The sequence below is a fragment of the Coleofasciculus sp. G1-WW12-02 genome (assembly GCF_040219735.1).
In the GTDB taxonomy this organism is placed as follows: domain Bacteria; phylum Cyanobacteriota; class Cyanobacteriia; order Cyanobacteriales; family Coleofasciculaceae; genus Coleofasciculus.
The window spans coordinates 1-26,094 of sequence record NZ_JAVJRX010000174.1; the positions used below are offsets into that span (position 1 = coordinate 1).

The window sequence follows — 26,094 nt, forward strand, 5'->3', positions numbered from 1 at the left end:
GCTATCGCCACTGCTACTGTAACTATCGCTATCGCCACTGCTACTGTAACTATCGCTATCGCCACTGCTACTGTAACTATCGCTATCGCCACTGCTACTGTAACTATCGCTATCGCCACTGCTACTGTAACTATCGCTATCGCTACTGCTGCAATACAACATCACACTGCTAGAACTACCGTCATCCCAGCTACTATCACTGTGACAATCACTACCGCCACTCGAATAACTACTGTTCCCATTCTTCCGAGAACGGCTGTGGGAACGCTTACCATTAGCTTGACATATAGATTGGTATATTAGGATAATTGGTAGTCCCACTAGTACAAGCATCAAAATCCATCCTATCCAGATGGATATATCAGCCTGAGATACCTGAAGCGAAGGCTGGGTATTCGTCGCGATAATTCGATAAACTTGAGGGTTTTGTGAAAGATCAATCGGACGAATTTCACTTTGTATATTATTCATAATAACCTCTCAGAAAATGTTTTGTGTTGGCTGTTAGTTGAGAAATACGGCAACTTCGAGTCCGGATTTAGATTCAAAGGGTAATGATTTGAAAAATGTTGACAAACTGTAACATAATGAAGCTTATTTCGAGCGACAGAATTAAGCGATAAAAGGTAAATTTTCGGGGCAGTTATCAGTGATATTTTTTTATTCTTAAACCTGCCCCTAAAATTTTCTACAGATGTTTTGGTGAATTCCTATTCCCCCTTCCCCATTCCCTATTCCCTGAAATTCGTAGTGTGATATTTCGCTGTCCAATATCAGATTAGAAATCACCGCCAGCGCCACCGCCACCACTGTCACCACCACCAAAGCTACCACCGCCGCAATCGCTACCACCACTGTAGCCACCGCCACTGTCGCCACCACTGTAGTCACCGCCTGTGTAAATGCCGCCCGTGTAACTACTACTCGAAGAACGACGGCTTGAAGAACGACGACTTGAAGAACTACTATTACTATTTGCGATTATAAAAATCACGACCGTTGGTACGCCTAATAGTACAAGTAATGCCAGCAAACCCTCTCCAGAAGATTTATAGACCTTGGATTTTGACTCAAATGATGTAGCCTTACTGGCGACTTCAGAAGATGCGGTATGACTAGCGACTACAGTACTCGTTGCATCTAATGTGCCTTTTTCAACGGTTAAGGCTTGTGCAGCAAGAGGGGAGAGAATTGTTAGACAAACTGGAATTGTCCAAATCATCTGTTTGAGTTGACGTGCAAAAGGTTTCATGATTTCAATCTCCGATAAAAACTTAATGTTGATTGGGTTATGTGGGAAAGCTGTAAATTCTTGAACGTGATTCGTCTGTGTTTTACTCACTGTTGACTCCTGGGTTTTATGCAATATGTTGATTGTTGTCATAAGTCTTTACAATCTGAGCGTGGCGATTAACTGAATGGCGCTGATTTAAGGGTTGGTAGTAGGTGATGCAGGCGTTTACAGCGAAGACAGCGCAACTACAAACGGGTTAGAACCCACCGCCAGCGCCACCACCGCCACTGGAACCACCGCCGCTACAGCCACCGCCACTGGAACCACCGCCGCTACAGCCACCGCCACTGAAACCACCGCCACTGGAACCACCGCCGCTACAGCCACCGCCGCCAAAACCACCGCTGTAACCGCCGCTATAACTGCCACTGCTAGAGTAAGAAGGGATGCAAGGAATAATTTCCGCTGTTTGTTTTTGATAGGAACAACATTGGCAATCGTAGATAACTAATCGTTCACCTGTGCTATTTTTTGTTGCTTGCTTCACAGTTTTTTTGGTACGGGTTACAGTTAATTCTTTACAGCGAGGACATTCGTAAAACTTACCGGAAGTCACTGCACAAGTGCTAATGTGAATACCTTGACAATTCGGACATTGCCAACCATTGATTTGGATACTTCCCAGCTTTTGTGCCACTTTTTGGGGACGAGTGAGATGGGAGTGCAAGTCGTCAGTACCCATAAGTTGCAGGGGATATTTACAATCGGCACAATGCTTGGGTGAGTGATTCCAGTCTGGATTCAAGCGTCGGGATACATGCGATCGCGCATTGGGTTCGAGGAAGATAGCATTAGATGGTGGCGTCAAGCAGGGAATCGCTTCTGTCACCTCTTCCTGATAAGCACAACAGTGACAATCTTGATGCACCAATTGCTTACCCTCTTGGTTCCAAGTGGATTTTCTCAGCACCTTTTTAATCCTGCGAGTAACGGTTAATTCCTTACAGGTGGGACATTTGCCAAAGTCTGATGAGTCAGAGATACAGGCAAAAATATGCACACCAGCTCCAGTTAAGTGAGGATGACAACGGGGACATCGCCAGCCTTCAAATCGGATACTACCAATTTTTTGCGCCACTTTTTCCGGTTGAGTGAGCTTGGATTGCAGCGTAATGGCGTCGAGTTTTTCCAAGCGCTGCTTGCAATCGGCACAGTGTAAGGGGTGATTGCTGTGAGGATGCTCTTGAGTGCGGGTTTTCCCTTCTGGCTTAACCAACACTCGACGCCGCCTGCTCACATAAGTGCCAACTCCGAGTCCCAATGCTAATGCACCGCCTAAAGGAAGTTGCCAGGGAAACGTTGATGTTGATATTGATGCTTGAGGAAACACTGTCGGTTCTATCGCCACCGCTAAGGCTTTCGTACCTGCCAATGTGCCACTATCAAAGTCCCCTTGTTTGAATTTGGGAATAATTTGACTGTCAATAATTCTGCCGACTTTGGCATCGGATAAAATCGCCTCGATACCATATCCGGTTTCAATTTCTACCCGACGATCCCCTTGAGAAATGAGAAACAGAACCCCGTTATCCTCATCGGCTTTACCAATCCCCCAGTAGTTGAACAGTTTCGTGGTAAATGCTTTGGGAGACTCAGCCGGGGCGGTTTCGGGTACAGTCACCACAGCGATTTCTGTACCATTTTTGGCTTCTAACTCAGATAGGGTTTGATTCAGTTGGGCTTCTGTGGAGTCACTGAGAATATTTGCCATATCCGTCACCCAAGTACCATTTAGCTGTTGAGGATTAGGAACCTCTTCAACGGTTAAGGCTTGACTGGAAACTGGAGACAGAAGAGTAAGGCACAAGGGAGTTGCCCAAATTACCTGTTTGATTTTAGCGGTTATCGTTTTCATGATGTCAATTTCCTCTAAAACTGGAGTAACATTAGCCAAAGTAGTCAGGATGCACCCGCCGAAACTGGATCAGTCTCCAGAGGCTGGGATGAAGTGGATGCCATCTGTGCCTCACATTTCACTCATGCTGTCTGCTGACATCCTGACCTTTTCTCATTCTTGTGAGTTAACACCGTTATAGTACTCTTGAGTGAGGTTTGTCAAGGGTCAAGATCTAGAAACAGGTAATGGGGAAGGTGAGGAAGATTGTAGAGACGTAAGGCGTGGAACGTCTGTAATATAGGGGAGATGGGGGGGGAGGGTAAAGTTTTGAATATCAATCAGACAAACTATGGCAAACATCCACAGCTTTACCCCTCAGCCCACAGGCGATGGCTCATTCACCTTTTTTTCTGAAGAGTTTGGTGAATATTTCCACAGTACTCAAGGGGCAAAAACGGAAGCTTTGTTAAAATTTGTTGAACCTTGCCACCTGAAACAAAAAGCCCAACAGCAGGTTGTGCGTCTGCTGGATGTCTGCTATGGCTTAGGCTACAATACAGCGGCGGCTCTAGAAACGATTTGGACGATTAACCCCAGATGTAGAGTTGAATTAGTCGCCCTGGAATTAGACCCGACTGTACCGCGAAGCGCGATCGCACATCATTTTCTCCAGGACTGGAATCAGCCAATTCCCGAACTCCTAGAGCGTCTGGTGATAAAATCAGAAGTCAAAACGGATCAGCTTCAGGCGCAACTTTATTTAGGCGATGGCAGAAAAAGCATCCAGCAATTACGTCAGTCGAACTTCCCCGCCGATGCTATTTTTCTCGATCCCTTTTCTCCCCGTCGTTGTCCTCAATTATGGACGGTGGAATTTTTCCAACAATTAGCAGAGTGTTGCGCCAAGACAGGTAGACTGGCAACCTATTCCTGTGCAGCTGCTGTCCGAGGTGGTTTAATCACGGCTGGATTTAAGATTGGTTCGACACCCCCTGTGGGGGGACGACAACCGGGAACTGTGGCAAGTTTTGACGCTTCTACTCTACCCCCTCTCTCGGAGCGATCGCGTCAACATTTGCAAACCCGTGCGGCTATTCCCTATCGTGATCCTCAACTTGCGGATCAAGCGGCAATTATCCTCCAACGGCGGCAAATTGAGCAGCAAGCCTCTACTCTCGAACCCAGCTCTCACTGGCAAAAACGTTGGTCAGCCAAAGAGGGATGAGGGAGATGGAGGAGATGGGGGAGATGGGGAAGATGGGATATTCGTAGGGGCTCTCGCATTCGCGCCCAAATCTATCGGTTTTCTATTCACATCTCAACGCGAATGCTTCGCCCAATCCATGGGGAAGATGAGGGAGATGGGGAAGCGATTTCCTAATCAACAAAGGACGAATGACGAATGACAAATGACGAATCACTAATCCCCAATACCCCATAGCAAAACAGCAACACCCAGTAAACACAAGATACCAGACATGCCAGCTAAGGGATTGTCTCCTATTCCCGTTATCCATACGGGTCCTTTTCTGGTGTATGAAATCAATTTTGCTTCCTGGAGACAGGTTAATCCCCAAATCCAACCCCCATGCAATCCCCAAGCTAAGCCTAAACTCCCCTCATTTACATACCGAGCTAGGACTAATACCATACCCATTAGCAATAATCCAGGAATTTGAGGCAGCGTCTGTTGCTGTTCCCAAATCAGATGCAATAGAGCAAAGATCAGACTAGATATTACCGCCGCTATTCCCAGAGAATAGTCTTGCTGGAGTTCCGTCAGCAGGAACCCGCGAAACACCAATTCCTCAATTAATCCAATGCCTAGTCCTATTCCGAATATTGGCAGTCCAATCTTGGTCAATTGCTGCCAATTTTCCCCATGCCAATCCACCCAGCCTACTAGCCATTGTCCCGTAAAGCTGATTCCTAAACTCAAAATTGCCACGCCAAATCCCCCGACTAAGGATATCCAAATCCGCGTCGTCCAGCCCCAGCCATAGTCGGCAAATGATGTACCTTCTATCTGTGTCGCCCCCCAGATAATCAGGGGGGCAATGATGTAAAGAACAGCGACGAATGGCAACTTTTGCTGTGCTGCCAAAGCCTTAGGAGGATGCCATTTCAGTCGGATTGCGATCGCCATGGCTAAAGGCAACCACAACGCAGACCAAGCCAGAAAAAAAACCGCGACTTTTACTAGCGCCGATGCGCTTATTAGCCAAATAATACACGGATTATCTGCCTGATCAAAAATAGCCATAAGCGAGATCGGCAAACGGTGAGGAGCTATACTTTCAACGCGGCTACTTTCATGCTGCCAAGGATGGATAATTTGCATAACCCATCCTTTTTAGCATGAGCCGCCTTAAAGCTCTGCGGCTTCCAATTCCCGATCTTCCGACTCCTCAGATGCATCCATATCAACCTGTTTGAGATGGATATGCTTGTAGCCCAGTTTAATTTCAAACTCATCACCGGGCTTCAATCCCATTTCCTGAGTGTAGGTTGAGCCAATCACAATTTGACCGTTTTTATGGACGCTGACTCGATACGTCGGTTCCCGACCACGACCATCTTTTGCTCCCTCTGGATCTAAGGGAACACCTTTCGCCGCTAACACCGCATCATAAAAATCAGTTAAGTTGACGCGGGTCTGACCGGTTTTACTTTCCGTGTAATAGCCACAGCGTTTTGCTGTTTCTCGTCGAGGCAAGTGGGAGAGCTCTTTTACTTTTTGAAGTAAGGCTTTCCCCGTTAATGCATTAGGTTGGGTCTCTGCCATAATTTCACAGACTATCCTTCAATTTTCAGGATGGTAAAGGTCTTATGCTGCCAAGTGTATTTGGCTATATAAAAAATATATCGTTAAATCTCTGATTTTGGTCAAGATTTTTTTGATCATTTATTAAAATTTCTGGGAATTTGAGCCATAAGGATTGGACAGAGACACCAAAGCCGCTTCTTAGGTTAAAATTTTAACCAAGCTAGGACTCAGTGGCAAAAGATGGAACCAGAAGTATTTTCGGATCAATGATCCATCGGGGGATTTGGCAGGTGATCAGGGAAAATTTTGACCAGACACAAGGGAGAGAGCATCTATCAGCAGAAAATCAACACTCCTAAGGATGAATCCTGAGTGAGTGCCGATTGTCTTAGACTGTAGTCGGTTTGCCAAACATCGCTGCTAGGATAAGTTGAGCGAGTGCCTTCTAGCAAAATTTTCTCATCTATATTTATTTAGGGGCGATCACCATAAGGGGGGTGATGGTCAATGGGTAGGTTGTGACTCCTCTTAAGGTGGTAATTTTCATATAGGTGTTGAGATATAAACAGAGCGTATCACTATGCAAGTTGCCTTTAAAATCATTCGACAGACTCAAAATACCTCTCCCACTATCGAGACTTACAAGCTGGATGTGGAGGAAGGAAACACGATTCTGGAGTGCCTGAATCGGATCAAGTGGGAGCAGGATGGAACCTTAGCATTTCGCAAGAATTGTCGCAACACAATCTGTGGTAGCTGTGCGATGCGGATCAATGGTCGCTCCGCACTGGCTTGTAAAGAAAATGTGGGCAATGAATTGGCGCACTTACCTGAGTATAATCGCCCGGAGATTCCGGAAATCACGATTGCTCCCCTGGGAAATTTTCCCGTGATTAAGGATCTAGTCGTGAATATGCGGAGCTTTTGGGACAACTTAGAAGCGGTTGAACCTTACGTTAGCACAGCCGGACGAACCATTCCTGAACGGGAATTTTTACAAAGTCCCGAAGAGCGATCGCGCCTGGATCAGAATGGTAATTGTATCATGTGTGGCGCTTGTTATTCAGAATGTAATGCTCGCGAGGTTGATCCCACATTTGTTGGTCCTCACGCCCTCGCCAAAGCCCAGCGTCTAGTCGCTGATTCTCGCGATACCGCCATAGAAAGTCGCCTAGAAAACTACAATCAAGGCACTAAGGGGGTGTGGGGATGTACCCGGTGTTTAATGTGTAACGCTGTTTGCCCGATGGATGTCGCCCCCATGGATCAAATCGGTAAAATTAAACAAGAAATTCTGACTCGCAAAGACAAGCAAGCCAGCCGCTCAATCCGCCATCGCAAAGTCTTAATTGATTTGGTCAAACAAGGAGGTTGGGTTGATGAGCGCAAATTTGGCATACAGGTGGTGGCAAACTTCTTCCGAGATATTAAAGGAATGCTCAGTTTAAGTCCCCTCGGATTACGGATGCTCGCCCGTGGTAAATTCCCTTTAGGATTTGACGCCTCTGAAGGCACCGCTCAAGTGCGCTCGCTGATTGAATCTGTTCAAACCTTGAAATCTGAGAAACCTGAGCAAGACATTGTACCAAAATCATGACCTCTCAAACACCTACAAAAGAAAAATCGACAACACAAACCCCCAACCAACCCGAACCCGCTTTTGGTTGGACACCTTACGCCGAGCAAATCAACGGACGGTTTGCCATGATCGCATTTGTGGCTCTATTGCTGATCGAGTTGATTACCGGTAAAGGTTTGTTAGGTTGGTTGGGTTTGATTTAAAGGGAACAGGGAACAGTCTGTAGGGGCGGGTTTTACTACTATCGTTTCTTTTTGACCCAGATGGGATTAAACCCGCCCCGACCGCGTTCCAGACGTAGCAGGCTACGTCTGGAACACCCTCATCACCAACGAGAATCTCGCGTAACTGAACTTCCCCCAATCGCTACCGCCCGTAAATTGTATGATCCGGTTTGTCCCGCTTCATAAGCATTTGCCATTAACAAATAGATCCCATCCCTGGGTAAAATGACAGATAATCGGGCATTGGTGCCACCACCGCTATCATCATCTTGGGCTAAATCATTACCATTGGGATCGAGCAAAATTAAAAAGGAGTCGATTTCCCCACTGGTCATATCAATTTGTACCCGCTGACCCGCCCTGCCTTCAAAAGCATAGATATCAAAAAAGCTGTTATCTGTGGGTAAAACCTGACTTCCCTGACCCAGCTGACCGGGGATCACCGCACCATTTAGGGCTAAAGGTTGAGGGGGGCGGTGAGTCCCAGAGGGGTTAGGCTGCTGAACCATCTGGGGCGCACGTCCATCGCGTACAGCCGCCAGAAACGGGCGAATTCTATCTATGCTAATCGCAAAGCCAATCCCCAAATTCCCGCCGCTAGGACTGCCCAAAATCGCCGTATTCACCCCAATTAATTCACCTTGAGAGTTCAGTAGGGGTCCGCCAGAGTTTCCCGGATTAATCGCAGCATCGGTTTGAATTAAGCCCCGTTGTTGGTCGATACGGCTAATAATCCCTACCGTAAATGTGCCTTGAAACCTGCCAAATGGATTACCAATGGCAAATGCTCGTTGTCCGACTTGGACGGGACGGGGAGCCAGAGAAATGGTCGGTAAATTGCTGGGAGTGCGAATGTTGAGAACCGCTAGGTCTAACCCATTATCAGCAAACGCTACCACATCCGCGATCAGGCGTCTCCCATCGGCTAGGGTTACTGTAACCGTCGGGAAACCTGCGACAACGTGAGCATTGGTTAAAACCAACCCATCGGCGCTAATAATACTGCCACTTCCTGTACCCTCTACCGTATCAATGGAGACCACCGCCGGACTGGCTTGTTGATAAACTCGAATATTAATTTGTTCATCAATATCTTGAGCTACAGCGACCGTTACTCCCAGCCAGGGATTCAACCCGTCAATCGGTGCGATCGCGTGGAGAGTCGTAGCACCAATCGCAGTAACAGTAGCAAGGATTCCCGATATAGCAATAGGTAGGCGTTTGGTACTCATGGTTGATGGTTGTCAAACCTCAAGGTTTAGTTTTATGGTGACATTCGCTCAAATTGTTGATCGTAAGTATGTGACAATTTCTGTAGATACGCCTGTTCCTCTAGGCATCACTTCCATCTAAAAAGATGCCGTGAAACGTCAGGACATGCTAGCGGTTCATGGCGCTGGCTTTGTCGTCATGTCAGGGTCTTTACTCATACGAGTGAGCTTAAGATGACACAGATTATTGGTTCGGCTGAAGATATGAGCGATCGCCCACAAGCAAACAAAAAGAGGCGCAAATTCAAGCCTCCCTTGCTGAAAAAGAAATACTGCTGCGGGAAATTCATCACCAGATCAAGATTATATATTTCCCTGAAAGAAAATAGTTAACGCCATTTTTTATCCAGAAAACCCAAGCGTGAGAGATCGCGAGGGAAACTATTAAGGGACAAAGAGTGACATATTCTAGTTTATCAATTATCCAAACAGTTGCAATCGACCGAAACTCCAGTTAGGGGGTGAGTATTTAGAGAGGAATTGCTCAATGTATTATAGCCCCATCCCTTGCAACTGTTGACGTAACCGTTGCGCTTCATTGGGATTGGTGGCTTGATGAAGTGCGATCGCTAAGGTTAATGCTGATAAACTTTCGGGTACTCGACCCTGTTTGAGTAGTACGACGCCTAAGTTTTGGTAAGCGTCGGCATACTCAGGATTCAGTTGAATCGCTTTTTGATAGGATGTTATCGCGGCTTCCCACTGTCCTAGGGCTTTTAAGGTCATACCTAGGTGATTGTATCCCACCGCAAAACTCGGATCAATCTTCACCGTCGCTTGATAGGCTCGCTTCGCCGTGGTGAAATCGCCGACGCTGAATAACAAATTACCTAAATTATTATAAGCTGCTAATTTAAGTTGGGGGAGAATCGGTTGCTCGATAGCGCCTTGATACTGCTGAGCCGCTAATTGAAGATGGTTCTGTTTGGTGTAAGCATTGCCTAAATGGTAATGTAATTCAAATAATACCGCAGCGTCTACGTGGGGATCAGTGAATCCCCGCTTAAGCAGAGTAATCCCTTCCTCCACTTGACCTATTTGCACATAAAGCGATCCTAATTTATTACACAAGTATGCATCATTGGGATGATCGACGAGAAATCCTTCCATGGCATTCTTGGCTTTAGTATATTTATCCAGAGCCGCGATCGCGCCCGGTTGATAGCCATAATGTAAAATGCCCACAGTAGACAGAGAAACCACCTGCCAATCCGGTTCTCGCTGCAATAATTGAGTGACGCTATCATCCACGATCGCATGGTAAGGGCGACAAAAGTGGACATCGGGGTGATGGCGAAATAAACGGGATACCAGGGAATAAGGAGATTGCGCTGCGCCCACTTCTTTACGGATGAGGTTAATCACCAAATAGCGATCATTTTTTATCGCCTGTTGGATTTCTGGTACAATTTCCGGCGTTAACACTTCATCCCCATCCAGCACCAGCACCCATTTCCCTTGGACGTATTGCAGTGCATGGTTGCGGGCGGCGGAGAAATCATTGCACCATTGAAAATGATAGACCCTCGCCCCATACTCTTGAGCAATATCAATCGTGCGATCGCTCGATCCTGTATCCAGAATGACCATTTCATCCACGACAGGTTTCACACTCTCCAAGACTTGGGATAAAAAGGTTTCCTCGTTCTTAACAATCATGCACAGACTCAGATCCATACTCGATTCCCTCTTTGGTTTCCGTCAAACATGAAACAATAGGAGACGTTGATTTCCCATTAATACTAGAAAACTATGCCAAAACCCACACAAGCCCACATGTCTCGCACGATCTCTAAGAACCAGCCTAGTGGTGCTAAGGACATGACCAAGCGCCAGATGGAATATTATATGGGAGCGAAGCTAATTGAGGTTGGGATTAATCCAAAATCTGCGATTTATCGATGGTCTGTCGAAACTAAAGGAGGTAGTGAAGTCTGGACCTATAGCGCCTACTGGAGTGATTCTAAAGAGGAATTGTTGAAAAAGGAACAGGAATCCTAGGGCGTTGGCTGGCGTAACTCTAGTTACTCCTTTCCCAATCTCAGAATACCTACGCCCGCGATCGCAGGGATAAAAGGGGTGTAGGGGCGGGTTTTACGGATAGCGTTCTGTCGATGTCTGATAACTTAGCTAAACCCGCCCTTTTCAGGAAGCAGGGGAAGTAACGGTTATCCAAACTTAATTAAAAGGAATGGCTCTGAAAAGCGTGCAGTTTTGGATCGCCTCCACCCTTGATATACCGTAGGGTGGGCAATGCCCACCACCGAAAAATATAGCTGTTAGTCCAAAGAGTTGTAGTCTAATACAATGCCAAGCAAGTCAACGCCAACATTTATCACTGAGATTTCTCTGGTCGCAAGCGATACAGAGGAAAAGCTGTTGCTGGTAAGACTGGAAGCTGGGAGACAGGTTTATAATGCTTGTTTGGGAGAGGCGATGCGTCGTGTCAAACTGATACGCCAATCTAAAGGCTATCAATTTGCCGCAGGTCTACCTCGCACGGCAAATAATAAACCGAATAAAGCACGTTCAGAAGCATTTAGGAAAGCCTGGAATGCTCACGATTTCAGCGACTACTCTATCCAAGGGTATGCCATCGGGATACGCCAATCCTGGATAGGAGAACATATCGACGCTGATACCGCGCAAAAACTGGGTACCCGTGCCTTTCGTGCTGCCCGGAATGTATTATTAGGTCGAGCCAAGCGAGTCAGGTTTAAGGGACACAAGCAGATGGACTCCTTAGAGGGCAAGTCAAAACGCTCTCCGATGAAGTGGCAAAAAGAAACTTTTATTTGGAAGGGAATACAAATCAAGCCACTCATTAACTACAATGACCCAGTTATCTTGCATGGCTTAAACGCCCCAGTCAAATATGTGCGCTTAGTGCGCCGTAAATTTAATGGACGTAATCGCTTCTACGTCCAGCTCGTCAACGAAGGAAAGCCATTCCAGAAGCCCAAAAACACCATAACTAATGAGGTAGTTGGTGCTGATATCGGACCCTCTACCATTGCGGTAGTTGGTGAATCTGAAGCTTTCCTGAAGCCGTTCTGTAGCAAACTGGCGGATAAATCAAAAGAGATTGCGCGACTCCAGCGACAGATGTCGCGCCAGCAAAGAGCCAACAATCCTGATTGTTTTGAGCCGTCCCGATGTGATTTGCCTAAACCGGGGCAAAAACATGGAAAGCGGAAGCTGGGAAAATCCATCAAGGGCAAGCGACAAACCAACCAGTCTAATCGCTATGCCAAGACGAAGCAGCGCAAAGCAAATATTGAACGGAAATTGAGCGCTCACCGCAAATCGCTTCAAGGTGAGCTAGTGAACAAGGTTTTGTCTATAGGGAAGTTTATCAATATCGAAAAGCTTTCCTACAGGGCATTTCAGAAGATGTTTGGTGCTTCAGTAGGGCGTCGCGCCCCTGGAATGTTCGTTGAACGACTGCGGCAAAAAGCTGAAAATGCTGGCGGCTACGTTAACGAATTTCCAACTCAGACAACCAAGCTATCTCAACGCTGTGTATGCGGATGCATCAAAAAGAAACCTCTTAGCCAGCGGGTGCATACCTGCAAGTGTGGGGTTGTAGCGCAGCGAGATTTGTTTAGCGCGAATCTCGCTCGTTATGTTGATGTTGATGGCTGCTACCAAGCGGAAGCTGCATTAGACAGCTTCCTAAGTGTGGACTCGCTCTTATGGTCGGCTTGGCAGCAAGCGGGAAACCTGTACAAACAATCTTCGATCGGCAATCCCCGGATTGTCAACGTCGTTGCAGTAACGGCGGGGCGAGAAGAACGACCTAGAAGCGTCATAAAACTTGATAAGATGCTGGATGATGTAGGCAATGCCGAGAGCCAGCAAAAGTCAAGCTAGTTTGATGAACCCCCTGCCTTGATTGCTTGGGGAGATGTCAGCATGGTAAGTCAGTACCGTTGAACTTAACTTAATTGTGCGACTACCTGATTCTGCAATACTGTTTGATCAGTGAGTAAATCATCGACTGTTAATCGCAAAGCGCGATCGCGATCCACCCAAAACTTTAGTTTAATCCGATCAGGTCCTGGATTTCCTGGTGGTGTAAGCTGGGCAATGGTTTTCGCACCGTCGCGATCGTTCAAGGGTTGCACTGAGGTTTTCCCGCCACCGAATTTCCGCGTCACTAAGCGATCGCCTTCAAAGTATACCTCTGTCGCCCCTGTTTCGGCACCTAATTCACCGACAATTAACTCAATACTCGGTTGATTCTCCACTGACGCCCCTAGTACTAATTCCACCGGATTACTCATTGGATAGGGTTGTCCGGCTTTAATAATTGAATGCCAATTGTGACAATTATTCCGGCGATCCCAATAGCGGATACCATAGCTATGGTAGAGGAAATCTTGGACTTCAATTCCTTGGGCTAATTGTAGCGCTCCCTGGGCAATGGCTTCAAAGGGTTTTAGGGAACGAATCTTTTCGGTGTCAAAGTATTGCTTCACCCACTCTTGTACGGCGGGGATTTGTGCAGTTCCCCCCACCAACAACACCCCATCGATATCCGACACTTCGATCCCACTCCGCCGTGCTTGTTGCAGGAGTTGGGTCATTCTCTCATTCAGATTATCAAAAAATTGGTGATCCGTTAAGATAGTTTCCAATGTTTGCCGATCCAGATTCAGTTCATAACTCTCTAGAGTTTCATCATTAAAGTAAACTTCCGTGGCTGTGGGTGCTGAAGATAGCTTAATTTTCAAGCGTTCAGCCAATCGCGTGGTTAGAGGCGATCGCGAAATTCCTTGAGTTTGGGCAAAATAATCCACTAGCCAGTTATCAATATCTGATCCGCCTAAATTCTGCCCTGCTTTGGCTAGCACCCGGGCAATTTTGGGCTTTTGTCCCGAACGTTCCCCCAAGACTTTCTCCCCCCATTTAAGGATAAAACCCAGCGGCTTTGTTCCCGTTTGTACCTCTTGATTTAACTGCACCAGGGATAAATCTAAAGTACCACCACCAAAATCCACCACGAGGAGGGTTTCTCCTTCTGCCACACCATACCCCAAAGCAGCGGCTGTTGGTTCATCCACTATCCGTAGTTGTTCCACGGGTAAGGATTGACAAACCCCTGTCAGCCAATGGCGATAGGCTTCAAAGCTATCCACGGGTACGGTAAGAATCAAGGATTCAATTGTTTCTGTGGGGGAGGGGGAGAGTTTGGCGATAATCTGGGTGAGAAACCATTGTCCAATTTTTTCAAAACTGACGGTTTGTTCATCCAATTCGGGTAGAAATCCCTGAATTTGGGAACCTATCCCCCGTTTAAAGCTGGAGAAAAAGCGGGGATCGGTGGTAATATCTAAGCCGCGATCGCGTACTGTTTGACCGACGATAACTTTACTATGTTGGGCATCCTCAACATAGACCAAACTGGGAATCAAAGGAGGATTTTGGGCAAGTTGTACCGATAAACCGGGTAAGCTGACGGTTTCCGCTTCTCCAGTGGCGGCGTTCCATCGCGTGATAACTGTATTGCTTGTGCCAAAATCAATTGCGTAGTTCGTCATTTGTCACTTGTTTATGTCATTTCTGTTCGCCGTTTTCTATTTTCTTTATCTACTGCTGTGAATTTTACCTAGCCCCCTAAGTATTTATACTTATTGACATGAAAGTTTTATCCAAAATAAGATTACCGAAATATCCATAATTTTCTCATCTAATATCACTTAACATAATCGAATGAGTAATAACCAAACTGACGGCAGGTTGTCCAGTACATTAATCAAATAATGGAATTGGGTTTTCATTACGTTCTATATAAAACAGTACTATACCCAATCCAATTTGGGAACCCCCTTTATGCCTTGTCCTCACCTAAAAGGGGCTAGTTAACCCGGATGTAGTATTGGATCTAACTCTTTTGTACATAATGGAATTAGTGTGGAAGAGTTGGCAACATTTATTATTCATGATTTATCGGAATTTCCACAATAAACTCTGTTCCTTGACCTGGATTCGATACACACTGAAGTTTGCCTTGATGTTTTTTTACAATAATTTCGTGGCTAATCGATAAGCCTAATCCGGTGCCGCGTCCTACTGGTTTCGTGGTAAAGAATGGATCAAAGATTTGGGGAATAATATCAGCACAAATTCCTGTACCATTATCGGCAATCCGAATAACAGCAAAGTCCCTGGCTTGCTGTTTATGACCATTATTGTCTGCACTCTGACTCTTCTTAACCATTTCGGTGCAAATTTTAATCACACGGGGAGCTGGTTTATTTTCTAAGGCATCAATCCCATTACTCAGCAAGTTCATAAACACCTGATTTAACTGACTGGCGTAGCAGGTGATCATCGGTAGTTTAGCGTATTCTTTAATCACTTCAATTTTGGGGCGTTTGCCTGATGCCTTGAGGCGATGCTGTAAAATAATCAACGTATTATCTATGCTTTCATGAATATCAATCGCCTTTCGCTCCGATTCATGATGCCGAGAAAAAATGCGTAAGGATTGAACAATTTGGTGAATGCGTTCTGCACCAATCTCCATCGATTTTATCACGTTTTGCCAGTCCTCACTGACGAACTCCCAGTCAATTTCATCAATAATCTGTTGAATGGCTTCTGGGGGATTGGGATAAGTTTTGCTATAGGCATTAATTAAACGAGTGAGATCGACAAAATAATTTTTAGCATACATGAGATTCCCGCCAATAAAGTTGACAGGATTATTGATTTCGTGAGCCACACCTGCCACCATTTGTCCTAAGCTGGACATTTTCTCATTATGAATCAATTGAGTTTGGGCGCGTTTAAGTTCAGCTAATGCTGTCTCCAGTTGGATCGATTTTTCCTGTTCTCGCTGAATCGATTGATGCAAAGCTTCTTCGGCTTGTTTGCGTTGGCAGATATCTTTGAGTGAACCCACCATTCGCTGGGGTTTTCCTTCCTCATCCCACAGGGCTTGTCCGCGAGACATTACCCATTTATAGTCACCGTTTTGGCATTGCAGGCGATATTCAATTTCATAATAAGGGATTTGACGCTCCAAGTACTTTTGGGTTATTTCTATAATTTGCTCCACATCATCGGGATGGATGCGACTGATCCATTCATCGAAACGATTTACAATTTTGCAGGTGTCATCCTGGCAATTTTTATTGCCCAGAATTTCCTGAAACCGCTCAGACGTAAAAATTTCACCACTGAGCAAATTCCAATCCCAAATTCCATCATTATTTCCTTTTAAGACTAACTGCCAACGTTCTTCACTTTGGCGTAAATCTTCTTCAATTTGCTTGCGTTCTGTAATATCTTTGCCAACGGTAATAACACAGCGTTTTCCATTCAAATCCATAAACTCAGCCGATAATAATAACGTTATAATTTCACCCGTTTTAGTCCGCCATTTCATTTCCAACTGACCCAGTGATCCTTGTTGATGTAAAAGCTGCTCAAACTGAACCATATCCTGGGGATTTACCACCAAGTTCAGATCAAAAATTGTCTGACCAATGACGGCTTGTCTCTCATACCCCAATAGCTTGAGAAAGCTACGATTCACATCGATATAGCGTCCTTCTGGACAAGTGCTAATCGTAATCGGATCAGGGCTACAACTAAAGGCTTTGGAAAATTTTTCTTCTGAAATTTTGCGAGCAACTTCGGCACGTTGGCGTTCTTGAGCTTCTAGGAGTAATGAGATAAGATCAGCAATGGAACGGGCAAAATTTTGCTCTTCTGGCGTCCAATGTCGGCAGGTTCCTATCTGTTCCACACATAACACACCCACGGCTTTCCCTCCCAATCGTAACGGGGCGTCTAGCATTGAGGTTATATTTAATACCTGTAGGTAAGACTCAATCAATTCACAGGTTCTGGGATCGTTTATTGCATCATCTGCTGCAACTAGGGGAGTCTCAACTAAGGCATTAAAATAAATAGGATAGTCAGCTAGGGATAGGCTTAATCCAGCACTATGTTTGCAGTGACTTCGCTGAAATAAATCCAGACATTCAATATGAGTTTTTTGTTCATTATAGAGCCAGATACTGACTCGTTCGACTTCAAGGGTACGGGCAGTAACTTCGGTGATTTCCTGGAGGGCTAATTCTAAATTTTCCTGATATAGAATTTTCTTTTTAGCCAGTTTGATGAGTAAACTATTTTGGTGGCTAAGCTGTTTAGCCTGTTCGCGAAGTTGGTTTTCGGCTTGCTGGCGATCGCGAATTTCTTGTTGGAGTAAACTATTTTGTTCTTTTAACTGGTTCTGTAATCGTTGCAGGAGCAGTTGATGTTCGATCCGAACTAAAATTTCTTCCGGTTGGAACGGTTTAGTAATATAGTCAGCTGCACCAATTTTCAACGCTTTAACTTTATCAGCGGCTTCCGTCAACGCGCTTAAAAAAATGATGGGAATGTCTTGAGTTTTCGGGTTTGACTTCAGGCATTGACATACACTATACCCATCCATCTGTGCCATGACAATATCCAGTAAAATCAAATCAGGAGGCGACAAAATTGCCGCATTGACGGCGAGTTCTCCACAAATAGCCCGTTGAACGTTATAGTTTTCATTTTGCAATACATCAGATAAAAAGCGTAAATTATTGGGGTTATCGTCAACCACTAATATCGTTATTTCATCTTTTTTTAATACTGTTGATAATTGTTGACTTAGCATCACTCTCGTCCTTATGATTGATGACCGCCTGAGAAACTCGCACAATAATATCCAGTCTAAAATTATCAAGTAAATCAGTTAATGCCTTGGCTAAATCTGCCTTTTCTGTTGACAGTTCTTGAATCAACTGAGCAATCATCGCTTCATCTAACTGATTAGCCGCCTGTGCTAATTCAGTCACCCAGGCTGAAGGTAGACTGGCTAATTCTGAACAGAAAAATGAGTCTGGTTTCTCTTGTATCCTATAACTCGATGGAGATATAGGCAAACCCTCGGATAACTCTTCATAACGATAACGCACTCCTAAATAGTGGGCAATTGTGTCAAAAATTTGCTCCTCTGTAAACGGTTTACGGAAAAAATCTTCAGAGCCGGCGGCTAAAATCTCCTCCCGCCTTTCTTCAAAGGCGCTGGCGGTTAAGGCTATAATAATGGTTCTGGGAAAATCCGGGGCTGAGTTGAGTTTAGATAAGCGTTCTTTTTCTTTAATTCTCAGCCGTCGCGTTGCTTCTAATCCATCCATCATTGGCATACGTGTATCCATAAAAATCAAGTGAGGTTGCCAACTTTCCCATAAGGCTACAGCTTCCATCCCATTTACCGCCTCACGTACTTCAAAGCCAATCGGTTCGAGTAATTTAATCAGCAAGAGGCGATTTTCGGGGGTATCATCAACCACTAGGATACGATAGATCGGTTGATTGGGTTCTAAGCATAAGACGCGCTGGCTAGATTGGGGCGTAACTGGGGAAACCTCTGCCGGATCAATTTTAATATCAAATCTAAAAATCGTCCCCTTTCCGACAACACTATTGACGGTAATCGTTCCCCCCATCAATTGCACAAAGTTTCGGGTAATGGTTAACCCTAAACCCGTCCCTTCCGCCATTTTTTGTCCGGTTTCGGTTTGGACAAAGGCATCAAATAAGTGGTCAATCTCAGCCGGAGAAATACCCGCTCCCGTATCTTCTACTTCAAACCGGAGTCTGGGTGGAAATACTGACAATGATGATGAATCGGTGTCTGAAGGGTTTTGCTCAATTAACGCCTCAGTTGCCAAATTTACTCGCAAGGTAACCGTACCCTGTTCAGTAAATTTAATCGCGTTACCTAAAAGATTAATTAAACAAACTCGTAATTTCTTGGCATCGGTTTTTATGGTTTGTGGAACATTGGGTGCAATGACAAAGACGAGGTTTATTTTTTTCTGCTCTGCTTTAATTTGGAACATTTCTTCCAAATTATCTAAGAGGCGATACAGATCAAAGCTGCTTTCATAGAGGGAAATAATACCGGCTTCAATTTTTGACAAATCTAATACATCATTAATCAAGTCCAGCAAATGTTCACCACTGCGATTAATAATGCCCAAATATTCGCGTTGTTCTGGTGTCAGTTTAAGATCACGAATCATCACTTGAGTAAACCCTAAAATAGCATTCAAGGGCGTGCGGAGTTCGTGACTCATATTGGCTAAAAATTCGCTTTTGGCTTTAGAGGCGGCGGCGGCTGCTTTTTCGGCTTTGCGCCGCTCTTGAATTTCCTGTTCTAATTTTTGATTGCGATCCCTTAGTTGTTGAGACAGCCGCCGAATCGTCAATTGATGCTCCACCCGCGCCAATACTTCTTCAACCTGAAAGGGTTTGGTAATGTAATCAACGCCTCCCACGCGAAAGGCTTTGACTTTATCCAAAACATCATCAATTGCGCTAATAAAAATGACGGGAATACCCCAAGTCTCCGGATCAGCTTTGAGGTGTTCACAGACGGTATATCCATCCATTTCTGGCATTCGGATATCCAGTAAAATTAGATCGGGTTGGGCTGATTTAGCGGCTCGAATTGCCATTTTACCTTTGACCACACCCCGCACTTGATATCCTTGATCCGACAAGGTAGCGGATAAAACTTGTAAGTTCTCTGGGGTGTCGTCAACAATTAATAGGTTGCCTTTACTCATTTGTAATTTGTAATTTATCATGTATCATTCTCTTGCTCCCCCTGCTTCCCCTGCTCCCCCATGGGGATTGGGCGAAGCTTATGCGTTGGTATCTTGGCATAAAACCGAAACATCTGGGCGCATAAGCTTCGCCCCTACGAATGTATCTGTTCCCTTAGAAGGGCGGGTTTAGTCAAGCTATCCGACATCAACAGAACGTTATCTGTTAAACCCGCCCCTACACCCCCTGCTTTTAGCGCTTAATTTGATACCAATGTCCCTCAACCCGCCCCTACACATTCACGCGCCATACCCTCGAAGGTTGTGAAGGGTCAAAACTCCTTCATCCCTGCTTCAATTAAATCGATAATTTGATCACAACGGAAGTTATTCACCATATCTGTGATAGCTTGGGCGATTGGGGCATGGGTTGGGGGGATTTGTTCAATAAGCTGGAAAATCTGCTCGTTATCAATTGAGTTTGCCGCTTGGTATAATTCATGAATCCACTCCTTAGGCATAATCGTTAGGGCTTGAGCCGTTAGGGGTTGATCAGATGCTGGGCTTTCACGCTCCGACGCTGTTGATGCCGTTGGCTGTTCGTAGACATAATGCACCCCTAAATAGTGGGCTATCTTATTAAAGATTACGTCTTCTCGGAAGGGTTTGCGAACAAAATCATCACAACCGGCGGAGAGAACCAGAGAACGCTCTTCTTCAAACGCACTGGCGGTAAGGGCTAAAACTACGGTAGCTTGACCTTTGAGATGCTCTTTGATGCGTTTAGTGGCTTCATATCCATCCATCACCGGCATTCGCATATCCATCCAAATCAGATGAGGTTCCCAGCTTGTCCAGACATTGATGGCGTCTTGCCCATTCACTGCTTCTCGCACGGAAAATCCCACGACGGTTAGCAGTTTTACTAATAGTAAGCGACTTTCTAGGCGATCATCCACGACTAGGATACGGTAATTCGGTTGTCCAGGAGCCAAACCAACCACCCGAGGAGTCGCTGACTGGGTTTGTGACTCAATTCCCTCTACCAACTTTACGTCAATATCAAAGGTAAAAATAGTGCCTTGGTTCAAGCGACTATTGACGTGAATCTCTCCGCCCATGAGTCGCACAAATTGTTGACTAATGGGTAACCCTAATCCTGTGCCTTCCAGAGATTTTCGACCCGTTTCGGTTTGCACAAAGGCTTTAAATAACGATTCAATCTCCTCTGGCGCAATACCCGGACCTGTATCTTCAATTTCAAATCTTAGTTTTTCCTGGATTGGTGATTGGGATTTGGGGATTGGGGATTGGGGATTGGGATTTGGGGATTGGGATTTGGGGATTGGGGATTGGGGATTGGGATTTGGGGATTGGGGATTGGGATTTGGGGATTGGGGATTGGGATTTGGGGATTGGGGATTGGGATTTGGGGATTGGGGATTGGGATTTGGGGATTGGGCGAAGCATTCGCGCTCTTGTGTTGGCATAAAACCGAGATATTTGGGCGCGAATGCTTCGCCCCTACGAATGCCTCTGTGATCCTCGGTGATTCCTTTGACGCGCAGGGTAACACCTCCATGGCTGGTAAATTTAATCGCGTTCCCCAGTAGGTTAATTAAGATTTGACGCAGCTTTCCTTCATCGGTTTCCACATAATGAGGTAGAAGATTGTCATAGTCAAATACTAACTGCAATCCCTTATTTTGAGTCGGCAATCTGAAGATTTCTTCTAGACTACCAAGTAAATCGTATAGATCAAAACTATAACAATTGAGTTTAACCTGACCGACTTCAATTTTGGACAGTTGCAACACATTATTAATTAGGCTGAGTAAATGTTCACCGGAGCGACAAATAATGCCAATATGATCGCGTTGTTCTTGGCTTAGGGAAGAATCTCGCCCTAACAACTGAGCAAACCCAATAATCGCATTGAGGGGAGTTCGTAATTCATGACTCATATTGGACAGGAATTGGCTTTTGGCACGATTTGCCTTTTCAGCGGTTTCTTTGGCGAGTTGCAGGGCAAATTCCGCCTGTTTGCGATCGCTAATATCTTGGCTGACGGCGATCAGACAGGGTTGATCATCTAGGGTAATCCGTTCGGCTGAGAGTAAGGCGGTGCAAATGTCCCCCGACTTGGTACGAAACTCAAATTCATAGTTGCGAATAATCCCATTTTCTGATACTGCTTTTAACATTCGGTTTCGGTCTTTCAGATTCACCCAGAGATGCAAATCGAGGGCGGTACGACCGAGAATTTCTGTGGCAGAATATCCGGTAAACTGGCAGAAGCTATCATTAACATCAATATGACAGCCATCACTTAATCGGGTGATTGTCATAGCGCTGGGACTAGAACGGAAAGCACGGGCAAACTTTTCTTCCGATTGATACAATGCCACTTGGGTGCGTTTGCGATCAGTAATATTGCGGGCAACCCAGATGACTGAATTGTTGGGTAATGGGGCGATACTGGCGGTAAACCAAACCGTTTGATCGCCATTGTTTAAACTGTAATCAAAATGAATGGGTTCTTGGGTTTGGATAACTTGGCGAATTTGTTGTAACCAGATTTGGGCATTGTCACCATCGAGAAACTGTTCAATAGTTTGGTGAATCAGGTGTGCCGATCCTTCAATGTCGCGAATGGGTCGAGTCGGTGCGACTTCGATATCATTTATTTGAGGATCAATAATCAGGATAATATCAGGCATTGCTTCAAATACTGCCCGCATTTTTCCCTCAGAGGTTCGCAATTTTTTCTCTAGCAACTTGCGTTCCTCAATTTCTTGCTGAAGTTGCTGATTTTTGGCTTCTAATTCTTGGGTGCGATCGCGGACTTCGTGTTCTAAGGTTTGGTTATAATCCGTTAAAATTTTCTCGGTGCGTTTGCGGGTGGTAATATCTTGCAGTACGCTAATGCCATACAGCAGCGTTCCCTGTTCATCATAGATGGGCATTGCCCGCACTTCTAGGGGAATTTTATGATTAGAGTGATGCACTTCTAAGTCGTCAACGGTTACGGTTTCCCCCTGGAGCGATCGCGCGATCGGTAAGCGGTCTAGAGGGTACAATTGATTAGTACCCGCTAAGTAGAGTTGATAGGTGTGACAAAGCTGATCGGTGTGGATATTTGGATCTAAATCCTGTGCCAAAATCTGCTTTGCTTTTTTATTCATAAAGTAAAGCTTACCGCTAGCCTCCACCACCAACACGCCAACCGGTACCGCTGACAAAAATTGTGCTAGCCGATGTTCGCTTTCACGCACGGCTTCTTCGGCTTGATCATGCAACTGCTCAAAAACAAAATCACCGTGTTCTGTTGATGTCTCTAGTAAGATTTTTAAGTCGGTATTTTCTTGCTTGAGGCGTATATTTTCTGCTTTAACTCTATGGAGAGTGAGCTGAGTCTGGATTCGAGATAAAAGTTCGGCTTGGGTAAAGGGCGCAATTAAATAATCATTAGCACCGGATTCTAATATTGAGTTTAATTCATTGATATTATTGTGAGTAATTGAGACAATAATCGGCACATCCTTTAGCTGTGGCGCTTTTTGCAGATTTTGGATCTTTTCAGGAATGTTAATCTCTAGATGATTAATAGCTATCAGAATTAAGTTAGGTTGCGAATCAGGAGCAGTATTAATAATAGATAGAGATTGTTCAAAGGTTTTGCCGTGGATTAGACTATAATCATAACTGGATAAATACTTGGTAATCCATTTACCTTTTTCTGGGGAATCATCTATAATTAATATTTTCCCCAATTTGTCTTGCGGTAAAATATTCATAACAGCTATTGATATTTATTATTTTTATTTTAATCTTAAACCAAAGTATCCCCTAGGAATCTGACCTAAGTCAGTGACATTCAATTTCATGTAGTGAATTAACCCAATTATGAGGGATGAAAGCGTTAATTTAACGGGGCAGGTTTAGTCGCATCTGGGTGGGGTAAGAAACGATAATAGTGAAACCCGCCCCTACATTCAGAAACACTCAAGACGCGCCATTGCACGTCTCTACACTTTCTATGGTGATATTCCTGGCTGGCTCTTGGAATACTTTTGTAACAACTGATTTACCTCTGGATTATACAGCCGCAAATAATTCCAATAATTCTCAAAAACTGCCTCCACATATCCCTTTGTTTCTGCAAAGGGAATCTGTTCAATGAAAGCATCTGGATCACTAAAATCGTACTGCCTGATCCACTTTGCCACGTTCCCAGGACCTGCATTATAACTCGCCACAGCTAATAGGGAATGGTTATTGTATTCTTGGTGAGTATGATCTAAATACCACGTCCCCAACTTAACATTATCATTGGGATCATTCAGGTCATATTCCTGAAGCTGAATTTTCTGAGCAATCCATTGACCCGTTCCCGGCATGACTTGCATCAAACCCCTGGCTCCCGCCACGGAACCGATTTGGGGTTCAAACCGAGATTCCTGGCGAATTAAACCCGTAACCAATAAAGGATTGAGTTGGCGCTGACCTGACCAATTGACAACGTGTTCAAAAAATGGTAGAGGGAAAAGTGTATGCCAGTAAGCTGGTTCAGCACGCAGTGCTTGCCATTGTTGACGTTCTTCTGGGGTTTGGCGCTGACTCAAAAACCAAACTTGATTAATCCCATTGATGTTATCACCCACGCCTAAACGCATGACGCCATCGGTGAACTGTTCAGCAACCGTGGGTTCCTGTCGATTTTGAAACTCGGCTTGCCAAAGGGTCCAACTATCCTGATTTTGTCCCAATAGATGTAATTCTTTTAAGGTATCCGATCCCACCGGGAGTCGCGATCGCGTTTTCGGTAGCGCAACCGTTGGATTCACATCGCGCACAGTGGTAAAGTCGCCCACATCCCACCCTAAAAATCGGGCAGACCGCCACGCATAATAGGATTCTGGATACTGTGCCAAAACATGCTCAAAAGCAGCTTTCGATTCGTCTTGACGTCCCAATTCCATTGCCCATCTTCCCACCCAAAACGCCGCTTCGGGGGCGATAGGGCTATCGGGACTATCCGTGGTAATCGGTTGCGCCCATTGCCATGCTTCGGCTAAATTCCCGGCTTTGGCTTTCTGAGAAGCCGCCTGCCAACGATACTCCGCCGCCGCATTAGAACTGGGATATTGGGTTAACACCGACTGACGCGCTTGGGCGGCGGATTGAGAACTCCCCAAAGCATCCAGGATTGTTGCCTTGCTGAGTAAGGCTTCTGGGGCTTCATCGGGAAACTTAGCCACCACTTGATCCAGGTAGGAAATTGCCTCTTGGGACTGTGATAGACTCGCCAGACGTCGCAATCCTAAGCCCGTTTCCTTAGCATCAGGAAAGTCCCGGATCAGCTTTTGATAGGCGGCTTTCGCTTCCGTGCGTTTGCCTTTGAGGTGATACCCGCGCCCCACTCGGTAAGCATGTTCGGGCGTGGGCGGGGCTTTGGTGTATGCTTGGGCAGCTTTGGTGTATTCTCGGGTTTCCCAATAGCCAAAAGCAATTGCCTGCCAGTCTTCGGGCTGTAATTGAGACGCATACTCATCTACCAAGCGATCGCGGATTCCCCCACTACCAGGAACATCGTGTGCTGATTTCGCCAATAGTAAGAGTAAATCCAGTTGTTTAGGATTCTGTTGCAGTTTTTGGCGGGCAATATCTAGAGTGCGGGGATGGGTAGGAAACTGTGCGATCGCCACTTTCCAATACTCTGGATTCGATTGACCTAAACTATAGAGGGCTTGCGCTGCTACGGGTTCATTCGGATAAGTCTGTAGAATTCCTTGCCAAGCTTCTTGGGCATTGGCTGTATCCCCCATTGCTTCGTAGGCTTGGGCGCGTTTGAGGGCAATGTGAGATGCCAACTGAGGATAATTAGAGTCTAATCCCTCTAACCATTGAAGCGCCGCCTCTGGCTGCTTTTGTTCAATTAAATCCGAGGCTAGCAGATAGCGGGCGCGATATTGATCCAGGGATTGACGCCCCGTGGCGATGTCAGTCAGTTGAGCCGCCCTAGCTTGGGGGGGTAGGAATACCAAGGGCAATACCAGGGATTGAGTATCCTTTTGGGTTAAACTGAGTTGACGGTTCGAGGACTCACCGCCCCAGTTTTCTAGAACACCCGTTTGTTTGAGGACAAACCAGGAGGAACCACAGATGGCAATCAGCAGCAGTCCCGCCCCAACTGTTACAGGAAGTCTGTATTTTTGTACCTTTAGCATGAAACCTATTTCGCCCAACACTGATAAGATCTACTGCTTCCCATTTTGACGAACGATTGGGAAAATGGGTGGCATTCAGGGGAAGATGGGGGAGTTATCAGTTATCAGTTATCAGTTATCAGTTATCAGTTATCAGTTATCAGTTATCAGTTATCAGTGAGCAGTTATCAGTTATCAGTGAGCAGTTATCAGTTATCAGTTATCAGGAGCTGGGGGAGCTGGGGGAGCAGAGGGAGCAGAGGGAGCTGGGGGAGCAGAGGGAGCTGGGGAAGCTGGGAGACAAAATTT

The 26,094-nt window shown here is 45.5% G+C and carries 18 protein-coding genes and 1 pseudogene; 7 read left to right on the plus strand and 12 right to left on the minus strand.

Annotation, left to right across the window (positions count from 1 at the left end):
• The 3 genes from RID09_RS27345 to RID09_RS27355 all read right to left on the minus strand — a co-directional run.
• The coding region (locus RID09_RS27345) for a hypothetical protein (protein ID WP_446339069.1) at positions 1–471 on the minus strand (471 nt) is incomplete at its 3' end.
• Positions 472–778: 307 nt separating this feature from the next.
• Positions 779–1,252, minus strand: a complete 474-nt coding sequence (locus tag RID09_RS27350; RefSeq protein ID WP_446339070.1) for a hypothetical protein — start codon at positions 1,250–1,252, stop codon at positions 779–781.
• Positions 1,253–1,490: 238 nt separating this feature from the next.
• The gene (locus RID09_RS27355; RefSeq protein ID WP_446339071.1) at positions 1,491–3,149 is read right to left on the minus strand and encodes a TPM domain-containing protein; all 1,659 of its coding nucleotides are present in this window, start codon (positions 3,147–3,149) and stop codon (positions 1,491–1,493) included.
• Positions 3,150–3,480: 331 nt separating this feature from the next.
• On the opposite strand from RID09_RS27355, the gene RID09_RS27360 reads away from it, so the two are divergent.
• Positions 3,481–4,356, plus strand: coding sequence for a tRNA (5-methylaminomethyl-2-thiouridine)(34)-methyltransferase MnmD (locus RID09_RS27360; RefSeq protein ID WP_446339072.1), 876 nt, complete (start codon positions 3,481–3,483; stop codon positions 4,354–4,356).
• A 195-nt stretch (positions 4,357–4,551) separates the two neighbouring features.
• Here RID09_RS27360 and RID09_RS27365 read toward each other — a convergent pair whose 3' ends face one another.
• Both RID09_RS27365 and RID09_RS27370 read right to left on the minus strand, forming a co-directional pair.
• Entirely contained in the window at positions 4,552–5,394 is an 843-nt protein-coding gene (locus RID09_RS27365) for a CPBP family intramembrane glutamic endopeptidase (RefSeq protein WP_446339073.1), read from the minus strand.
• 105 nt (positions 5,395–5,499) lie between these two features.
• Positions 5,500–5,916 (minus strand): AbrB family transcriptional regulator, encoded by a 417-nt coding sequence (locus tag RID09_RS27370; RefSeq protein WP_446339074.1) that lies wholly within the window; start codon positions 5,914–5,916, stop codon positions 5,500–5,502.
• Positions 5,917–6,478: 562 nt separating this feature from the next.
• Between RID09_RS27370 and RID09_RS27375 the strand changes: the two genes are divergently transcribed.
• Both RID09_RS27375 and RID09_RS27380 read left to right on the plus strand, forming a co-directional pair.
• Positions 6,479–7,495 (plus strand): succinate dehydrogenase/fumarate reductase iron-sulfur subunit, encoded by a 1,017-nt coding sequence (locus RID09_RS27375; protein WP_446339075.1) that lies wholly within the window; start codon positions 6,479–6,481, stop codon positions 7,493–7,495.
• On the plus strand, positions 7,492–7,680 hold the full coding sequence (locus RID09_RS27380) for a chlorophyll a/b-binding protein (protein WP_446339076.1): 189 nt from the start codon (positions 7,492–7,494) through the stop codon (positions 7,678–7,680). Before RID09_RS27375 ends, RID09_RS27380 begins: the two co-directional genes overlap by 4 nt.
• Before the next feature lie 122 nt (positions 7,681–7,802).
• On the opposite strand, the gene RID09_RS27385 is transcribed toward RID09_RS27380, so the two are convergent.
• Positions 7,803–8,933, minus strand: a complete 1,131-nt coding sequence (locus tag RID09_RS27385) for a trypsin-like peptidase domain-containing protein (protein ID WP_446339077.1) — start codon at positions 8,931–8,933, stop codon at positions 7,803–7,805.
• A 213-nt stretch (positions 8,934–9,146) separates the two neighbouring features.
• Here RID09_RS27385 and RID09_RS27390 point away from each other — a divergent pair, with 213 nt between their 5' ends.
• Positions 9,147–9,305 (plus strand): hypothetical protein, encoded by a 159-nt coding sequence (locus RID09_RS27390; RefSeq protein ID WP_446339078.1) that lies wholly within the window; start codon positions 9,147–9,149, stop codon positions 9,303–9,305.
• A gap of 159 nt (positions 9,306–9,464) precedes the next feature.
• Here the strand turns inward: RID09_RS27390 and RID09_RS27395 are convergent, their stop codons facing one another.
• Positions 9,465–10,649, minus strand: coding sequence for a glycosyltransferase (locus RID09_RS27395; protein WP_446339079.1), 1,185 nt, complete (start codon positions 10,647–10,649; stop codon positions 9,465–9,467).
• 75 nt (positions 10,650–10,724) lie between these two features.
• Here RID09_RS27395 and RID09_RS27400 point away from each other — a divergent pair, with 75 nt between their 5' ends.
• Both RID09_RS27400 and RID09_RS27405 read left to right on the plus strand, forming a co-directional pair.
• Positions 10,725–10,973, plus strand: coding sequence for a hypothetical protein (locus RID09_RS27400; RefSeq protein ID WP_446339080.1), 249 nt, complete (start codon positions 10,725–10,727; stop codon positions 10,971–10,973).
• Between the two features lie 306 nt (positions 10,974–11,279).
• Complete coding sequence (locus tag RID09_RS27405) at positions 11,280–12,845, plus strand: RNA-guided endonuclease TnpB family protein (RefSeq protein WP_446339081.1); 1,566 nt, start codon at positions 11,280–11,282, stop codon at positions 12,843–12,845.
• A 65-nt stretch (positions 12,846–12,910) separates the two neighbouring features.
• Here RID09_RS27405 and RID09_RS27410 read toward each other — a convergent pair whose 3' ends face one another.
• The 5 genes from RID09_RS27410 to RID09_RS27430 all read right to left on the minus strand — a co-directional run bounded on the left by RID09_RS27410 (position 12,911) and on the right by RID09_RS27430 (position 25,806).
• A complete protein-coding gene (locus RID09_RS27410) occupies positions 12,911–14,515 on the minus strand; it encodes an Hsp70 family protein (protein WP_446339082.1) in 1,605 nt (534 codons plus the stop codon).
• A gap of 395 nt (positions 14,516–14,910) precedes the next feature.
• The gene (locus RID09_RS27415; RefSeq protein ID WP_446339083.1) at positions 14,911–17,637 is read right to left on the minus strand and encodes a PAS domain S-box protein; all 2,727 of its coding nucleotides are present in this window, start codon (positions 17,635–17,637) and stop codon (positions 14,911–14,913) included.
• Positions 17,597–19,597 (minus strand): response regulator, encoded by a 2,001-nt coding sequence (locus RID09_RS27420; protein WP_446339084.1) that lies wholly within the window; start codon positions 19,595–19,597, stop codon positions 17,597–17,599. Before RID09_RS27420 ends, RID09_RS27415 begins: the two co-directional genes overlap by 41 nt.
• Before the next feature lie 311 nt (positions 19,598–19,908).
• The gene (locus RID09_RS27425; RefSeq protein WP_446339085.1) at positions 19,909–23,373 is read right to left on the minus strand and encodes a PAS domain S-box protein; all 3,465 of its coding nucleotides are present in this window, start codon (positions 23,371–23,373) and stop codon (positions 19,909–19,911) included.
• Positions 23,374–23,613: 240 nt separating this feature from the next.
• On the minus strand, positions 23,614–25,806 hold the full coding sequence (locus RID09_RS27430; protein WP_446339086.1) for a lytic transglycosylase domain-containing protein: 2,193 nt from the start codon (positions 25,804–25,806) through the stop codon (positions 23,614–23,616).
• A 45-nt stretch (positions 25,807–25,851) separates the two neighbouring features.
• On the opposite strand from RID09_RS27430, the pseudogene RID09_RS27435 reads away from it, so the two are divergent.
• Positions 25,852–26,094: pseudogene (locus RID09_RS27435) on the plus strand (hypothetical protein); the annotation flags it as partial.